Origin of the sequence: Aeromonas sp. s12, assembly GCF_040907925.1 — a bacterium.
GTDB lineage: Bacteria > Pseudomonadota > Gammaproteobacteria > Enterobacterales > Aeromonadaceae > Aeromonas > Aeromonas veronii.
The window spans coordinates 164,332-170,555 of record NZ_JBFOCT010000024.1 but is presented as its reverse complement, the minus strand read 5'-3'; the positions used below and the strand labels follow the sequence as shown (position 1 = coordinate 170,555).

7 protein-coding genes and 4 tRNA genes are annotated in these 6,224 nt (G+C 55.2%); all 11 read right to left on the bottom strand.

Annotation, left to right across the window (positions count from 1 at the left end):
* Positions 1-7: 7 nt before the first annotated feature.
* Positions 8-83 (bottom strand) — tRNA-Val (locus AB5Y67_RS12550).
* Between the two features lie 17 nt (positions 84-100).
* Positions 101-176 (bottom strand) — tRNA-Lys (locus AB5Y67_RS12545).
* A gap of 24 nt (positions 177-200) precedes the next feature.
* Positions 201-276 (bottom strand) — tRNA-Val (locus AB5Y67_RS12540).
* Positions 277-307: 31 nt separating this feature from the next.
* A tRNA-Lys gene (locus AB5Y67_RS12535) sits at positions 308-383 on the bottom strand.
* A 174-nt stretch (positions 384-557) separates the two neighbouring features.
* Positions 558-1,358, bottom strand: a complete 801-nt coding sequence (gene ybgF, locus AB5Y67_RS12530; RefSeq protein WP_162515189.1) for a tol-pal system protein YbgF — start codon at positions 1,356-1,358, stop codon at positions 558-560.
* A 158-nt stretch (positions 1,359-1,516) separates the two neighbouring features.
* Positions 1,517-2,041, bottom strand: coding sequence for a peptidoglycan-associated lipoprotein Pal (pal, locus tag AB5Y67_RS12525; protein WP_005304908.1), 525 nt, complete (start codon positions 2,039-2,041; stop codon positions 1,517-1,519).
* A 49-nt stretch (positions 2,042-2,090) separates the two neighbouring features.
* Positions 2,091-3,416 carry a Tol-Pal system beta propeller repeat protein TolB gene (tolB, locus tag AB5Y67_RS12520; RefSeq protein ID WP_005335728.1) on the bottom strand — a complete coding sequence of 442 codons (1,326 nt, stop codon included), beginning with the start codon at positions 3,414-3,416 and terminating at the stop codon, positions 2,091-2,093.
* A gap of 95 nt (positions 3,417-3,511) precedes the next feature.
* Positions 3,512-4,645 carry a cell envelope integrity protein TolA gene (tolA, locus tag AB5Y67_RS12515; protein ID WP_199427767.1) on the bottom strand — a complete coding sequence of 378 codons (1,134 nt, stop codon included), beginning with the start codon at positions 4,643-4,645 and terminating at the stop codon, positions 3,512-3,514.
* A gap of 5 nt (positions 4,646-4,650) precedes the next feature.
* Positions 4,651-5,097, bottom strand: a complete 447-nt coding sequence (gene tolR / locus AB5Y67_RS12510) for a protein TolR (RefSeq protein ID WP_005354757.1) — start codon at positions 5,095-5,097, stop codon at positions 4,651-4,653.
* Positions 5,097-5,786 carry a protein TolQ gene (tolQ, locus tag AB5Y67_RS12505; RefSeq protein WP_005335735.1) on the bottom strand — a complete coding sequence of 230 codons (690 nt, stop codon included), beginning with the start codon at positions 5,784-5,786 and terminating at the stop codon, positions 5,097-5,099. The genes tolR and tolQ overlap by 1 nt, the downstream gene beginning before the upstream one ends.
* The gene (gene ybgC / locus AB5Y67_RS12500; protein WP_005335737.1) at positions 5,776-6,183 is read right to left on the bottom strand and encodes a tol-pal system-associated acyl-CoA thioesterase; all 408 of its coding nucleotides are present in this window, start codon (positions 6,181-6,183) and stop codon (positions 5,776-5,778) included. Before ybgC ends, tolQ begins: the two co-directional genes overlap by 11 nt.
* Between the last annotated feature and the right edge of the window lie 41 nt (positions 6,184-6,224).

Sequence of the window (6,224 nt, the reverse complement as noted above, 5' to 3'; positions counted from 1 at the left end):
TACAAACTGGTGGTCGTTACTGGGATCGAACCAGTGACCCCCTCCTTGTAAGGGAGGTGCTCTCCCAGCTGAGCTAAACGACCTGGGATTCTTGAAATGATGGTGGGTCGTGCTGGATTCGAACCAGCGACCAATTGATTAAAAGTCAACTGCTCTACCGACTGAGCTAACGACCCATCTAAATCATTTTTTCTACAAACTGGTGGTCGTTACTGGGATCGAACCAGTGACCCCCTCCTTGTAAGGGAGGTGCTCTCCCAGCTGAGCTAAACGACCTGGGAATTCTGTCTCCACCGAGTGGAGAAAATGGTGGGTCGTGCTGGATTCGAACCAGCGACCAATTGATTAAAAGTCAACTGCTCTACCGACTGAGCTAACGACCCTCACCACGACCAGTTCCGACTGCATTACTGCTTCGGCTCTGACGGCGGCCTATATTACGGATTTAAATTTCCGGTGCAACAGAAAATTCGTAATTTAAATCCGTTTGCTCACTGTGCGTACAAATGCAGGCTGTTTTTACAGTAGCGTTACGAAAACAGTGACATACAGCAATGTTACAGCTTGGCCAGACTCTGTTTGGCCAACTGGGCCGGCGAGGTGTTGGGATAGCCCTTGATCACCTGCTCATAGAAGGATTTGGCTTCCGCCTTCTTGCCATCCAGCTGCGCCAGCATACCCAGCTTCAGCAGCGCATCGGCTCGCTTGGGGGATTTGCTGTATTTGTTGGCCACGGTCGAGAACTGGGCCGAGGCACCGGCTCTGTCACCCTTGTTGAACAGCAACTGGCCGAGCCAGTAGTGTGCATTGGGAACATAGCCCGAATTGGGGTACTGCTTGATAAAGCCCTGGAAAGCCGGAATGGCTTTGTCGTAGTTCTTCTCTTTGAGCACCATGTTGACCGCTGCGTCGTAGGCCTGGTTCTCATCCTGATTGGTTGAGTAATTGGCGGCAGCAGCCGGTGTGGCAGCAGCAGGGGCCGGGGCGGCTGGAGCAGCCTGCTGGCTGCTGGCAACCTTGTCGAGCTCCTGGTAGAGCTGACGCTGGCGCTCTTGCGACTGTTCCATCTGGTAGGTCTGCTGCTCCAGCTGACCACGCAGCTCGGAAACCTCCCCTTGCAGGGAGTCGACCTGTTGCTGCAATTCAGCTTGCAGCCGCAGACGGGCATTGAGGGTGCGCTCCAGCAGGGCAACCCGATCTTCCAGGCTACCGGTGGGCACGATGGCGCCGTTGTTGCCGCTAAGGACAACCCCACCACTTGAGTCACCGCCCAGATCGCTGACCGGTGCCGCAGCTTGCGCATTCAGAGCAACCATTACGGCCAGCGCAACGACAACTTGCTTGTACACAGATTTCATTCGGATCAAACCTTAGCGTTTAGTACAGATAAAACGGCCAGCGCCATCGTCGCTCGCATATACAGATTTCATTCGGATCAAACCTTGGCGTTTAGTGCAAATAAAACGGCCATCGAAATGGCCGCTTGCATATAAACGAACTTCGTTCGGTTTAAACCTTAGTAAACCAGAACCGCGCGGCGGTTTTTGGCAAAGGCATCCTCGGTGTGGGACATGTCCAGCGGCTTCTCTTCGCCATAGCTGACGATAGAGAGCTGCTCGGCCTGCACACCCAGGGTTTGCAGATACTTGGCAACAGCCTTGGCACGACGCTCGCCCAGGGCGATGTTGTACTCCGGAGTACCGCGCTCATCGGCGTGACCTTCGATCAGGACTTTAACGCTCGGGCGCTCGCGCAGGTAGCTGGCGTGGGCATCCAGCAGATCAGCGTACTGACCCTGGATATCGTAACCGTCGAACGGGAAGTAGATCACGTTGTCACGCTGCAGTGCTTCGAACTTCTGACGCATCTGCTCTTCCGGGGACAACATGCCGTTGGCGCCGCCGGTTTGTACACCGCCCATGCCGTCGGTCATACCTGATTCAGCGCCAGCGGCGTCGGAATCAGAAGAAGAACTACAAGCGGCCAGGGTGAACAGTGGCAGTGCGATGGCCAAACCCTTGAGCAGTTTATTGAGTTGCATGCTATTTCCTTAAACCTTTATAACAAAACAAAAAACAATTGGATTTTTATCAATTCAAGAAGGGCGACCAAGCTGGTGCACGAATTTCACCGCTACTGGTCGGAAGCACAGCCTTGAAGCGACCATCAGTCGACACCAACGCGAGACTCTTACGACCCTGATAGATGGTGGCATAAATGATCATGCTGCCATTGGGAGCCACACTTGGCGACTCATCCAGAGCGCTCTGGGTAAGGACCAACAGGGCATTGTTTTCCATGTCCTGACGGGCAATACGATACTGTCCCTGAACACGGGTCACCATCACCATGATTTTGCCATCAGGAGTAATGGATGCACCCTGGTTGGATTCACCTTCCCAAGTCATCCGGCGAGTCATACCAGTCGCCAAATTTACGCTATAAATCTGGGGTTTGCCACCACGTTCAGAGGTGAACAACAAATTTTGCCCATCCGGCATCCAGGAGGGTTCGGTGTCGATCACACGGCTGGTTGTGACGCGGGTCAGCTGCTTGCTAGCGACATCAACCACATAGAGGTTCGGTGAACCATCTTTGGAGAGAACGATAGCCAGACGACGACCATCCGGAGACCACTCCGGCGCCCCGTTGATACCGCGGAAACTGGTGATCAGGCTGCGCTGCTGGGTGTAGATATCCTGCACGTAGATTTCGGACTTCTGGTTCTCGAAGCTCACGTAAGCCAGCTTGCTGCCATCCGGCGACCAGGCAGGAGACATCAAGGGCTCGCGGGAGCGCAGCAGGGTCTTCTCGTTGTAACCGTCGTAGTCAGAAATACGCAGCTGGTACGGGAACTGTGTACCCTGCTGTACGGAGACGTAAGCCAGACGGGTCAGGAAGGCACCGCGCTCGCCAGTCAGACGCTCATAGACGATGTCGGAGATACGGTGGGCAAACTGGCGCATCTGGGCCCCCGGGATGGTCGCCATGCGGCTATCCAGGATGTAACCGTTGCTCTCGCCACCTTGTGCCTTGGCCAGCTGGCCTTTCAGCACATCGACCAGCTCGAAGTTGACCTTGTAGGTGCCGTCACCGACTGCCGAAATGGAACCCACCACCACGGCTTCAACCCCTTGGGAGGCCCAGGGAGCGAAGTTGATCTCGCTGCTGCTGCTCGGGGTTTGCGGCATCTGGCCACGGGCCAGCGGCTTGAACTTGCCGCTACGCATCAGGTCGTTGGAGACCACTTCCGCGATGTCCTGCGGCAACTGTCCGTTGCCTTCCCACTTGAAGGGAGCAACGGCGATGGGGCGTGCGCTATCAATACCGCCGGTGATGACGATGTCCAGGGCCGCCTGGGCACTCTGGCCCAGCAACAAACAGCCAACCAAAGCAAAAAATACTTTTCTGATCATGGCTTAAATACTCGGTTCCAATATAGATGAGAGGTTAAATTCCTTTCTCGGCGAGAGGTTGCCAACCGGAGGCAAGCAACCTCGTTTTATCACGCTTAGATACTCGGTTCTAACTTCAGGTTAAATTCCTTCAACATCTCGAATGCCGCAGGATCCTTGGGCACAGGCAGTTGATTGGCTTTCAGAACAGCCGCCTTACCGGAACGACAAACCGCCGGGTCACCCTGGCCGTTATCTACCGATATGACAAAGCCACTGCTCGCAAGACGTACGCCGATAGTACATGTTTTGCCCCGCATGGTGGGATCCAAAATCATATACCGCTCAACAGTGGCCTTGATGAGCGCCGCATATTTGTCGACTTCGCCCTGGGCTGCTGCCGATGCCGCCTGACTGCGAGCATTGGCCTCAGCCGACAGCTGCTGCTGCATCATCTCCTCCATCTCTTTTTGCAGCTTGGCCTGCTCGGCCGCTTTACGCTTGCGCTCAGCCGCGAGCTTGGCCTGCTTTTCGGCCTCTGCCTTGGCTTTCTTCTCTGCGTCAGCTTTTGCCTTTTTCTCAGCCTCTTCCTTGGCCTTCTTCTCGGCCTCGGCTTTGGCTTTTTTCTCTGCTTCTGCCTTGGCTTTCTTCTCGGCTTCGGCTTTGGCCTTCTTGTCAGCTTCCGCTTTCTTGGCCTTGGCTTCTGCCGCCTTTGCCTTCTCTTCGGCCTCTTTCTTCTCTTGTTCCTTTTTCTTCTTCAGCGCCAACGCCTTGCTTTCGGCTTCCGCCGCTTTACGCTCGGCTTCAGCCTTCTTGGCCTTCTGTTCTTCCAGCTTGCGGGCTTCCTCGGCTTTTTGGGCCTTCTCTTCCGCCAGCTTCTGCTCGGCAACCTTCTTCTGCTTCTCGGCCTCGGCCTTGCGAGTCGCCTCTTCGGCCTGCTTGCGCTTGGCCTCGGCGATGCGAAGCTGCTCCTGTTTCTGAGCCAACTCGCGCTTGGCGAGATCCGTGTCTTCCTTATCCTTCTCTTTCTCTACCTTTTGAGGCTTGGGCTGAGATTTCTGCTGCTGGATCTGCTTGGCCTGTTCGTTGAGGAAGTTCTCATCGAGCATGACGGCATTGACGATCTGCCCCTTCGATTCGGGTCGTTTCGGTTTGCTGAAATCGAGCCCGACAAACAGGATGATGCCGATGATCAGGTGCAGCAGAAACGACGCGATGAGATAACCGGAAATACCACGCTTCACATCCATCTCCGTTAGTTCACCGGATCTGTCATCAGGCCAACCTGAGGCACACCCGCTTTCTTGAGGGCCACCATCAACAGGATCACCTCTTCGTAGCGCACGGCCTTGTCACCCGCGACCACCACGGGGGCATTCTGGTTGATCGCCAGATAGCCCATGGCTTTTTCGGTGATGTATTGCTGCATCGCCTCTGGCGTGCCGCTTGGCACCGGCTCGTCATCGGCTTCGCCAGCCTTGATGACATACTCGCCTTCGGTATTGACGCTGACGATGAAGGGCGGCTTGGCATCTTCCGGCAACTGCTCGGACTCAGCCTGTGGCAGATCCACCTTGACCCCTTGCGTGATCACCGGCGTGACCGCCATAAAGATGATAAGCAGCACCAGCATGACGTCGATATAGGGAACCACGTTGATCTCGGCCACCTTCTTGCGCCGGATCCGCTGATAGGTTTGCATTACTGATCACCCTGCTGCTGTGCAATTTGACGGTTCAGAATGGTAGTGAACTCGTCCATGAAGTTGGCGTAGGCGTTCTCCAGCCGCTCGACCTTGTTGGAGAAGCGGTTGTAGAAGATAACCGCCGGGATAGCGGCAAACAGACCCATGGCGGTAGCGATCAGCGCTTCCGCGATACCCGGTGCCACCATCTGCAGGGTGGCCTGCTGTACCTGACCCAGGGCGATAAAGGCGTTCATGATCCCCCATACGGTACCAAACAGACCGATATAGGGGCTGATGGAGCCGATTGTCGCCAGCACCGGCAGGTTGGATTCCAGATCATCCACCGCGCGGGAGAGGGAGACGCGCATGGCGCGGTAGGTACCATCCATCACCGCATCCTGACCACGGGCACCGGCCTTGAGCAAGCGGGCATACTCCTTGAAGCCGGAGTAGAAGATATCTTCCATGCCTTCGATATCATCGCGGCGGGAAGAGGACTCCTGATAGAGCCGATTGAGATCGACCCCTGACCAGAAGCGATCTTCAAACTGTTCCGATGCGAGATTGGCCGCCTTGATCGCCTTTGAACGCTGGATAATCAGCGCCCACGAGACAATAGACATGCTCATCAGGGTCATCATGACCAGTTTTACCAACAGGCTGGCTTGCCAAAACAGGCCAATAAACGAAATTTCAGCGTGCACTTAACAGCACTCCCTTGATTTTTTCAGGTATAGCTACAGGTTTCATTTGCGGATGACTGACACAGGCTATCTGTACCATGGCCTGGGTGATCAGTCGTCCATCAGCCGCCAGGATCTGCTGCGAAAAGCGCAGGGATGCGCGTTTCACTTCAATCACTTGCGTTAATACATTCAATAGTTCATTAAAACGGGCCGCCGAGCGGAAATCGATCTCAGTTCGGCTCACCACGAAGGCATATCCCTCCTGCAGCCAGACGTCCTGTTCGACCCCTTTGGCACGAAGAAACTCGGTGCGAGCACGTTCCATAAACTTGAGATAATTGGCGTTGTAGACGATGCCCCCGGCGTCGGTGTCTTCGTAGTAGACACGCACCGGAAACTCAAAGACTTCCCCCATAACAATCTGTGATCCATTCGACAGTCAGATGGGGGGCTATC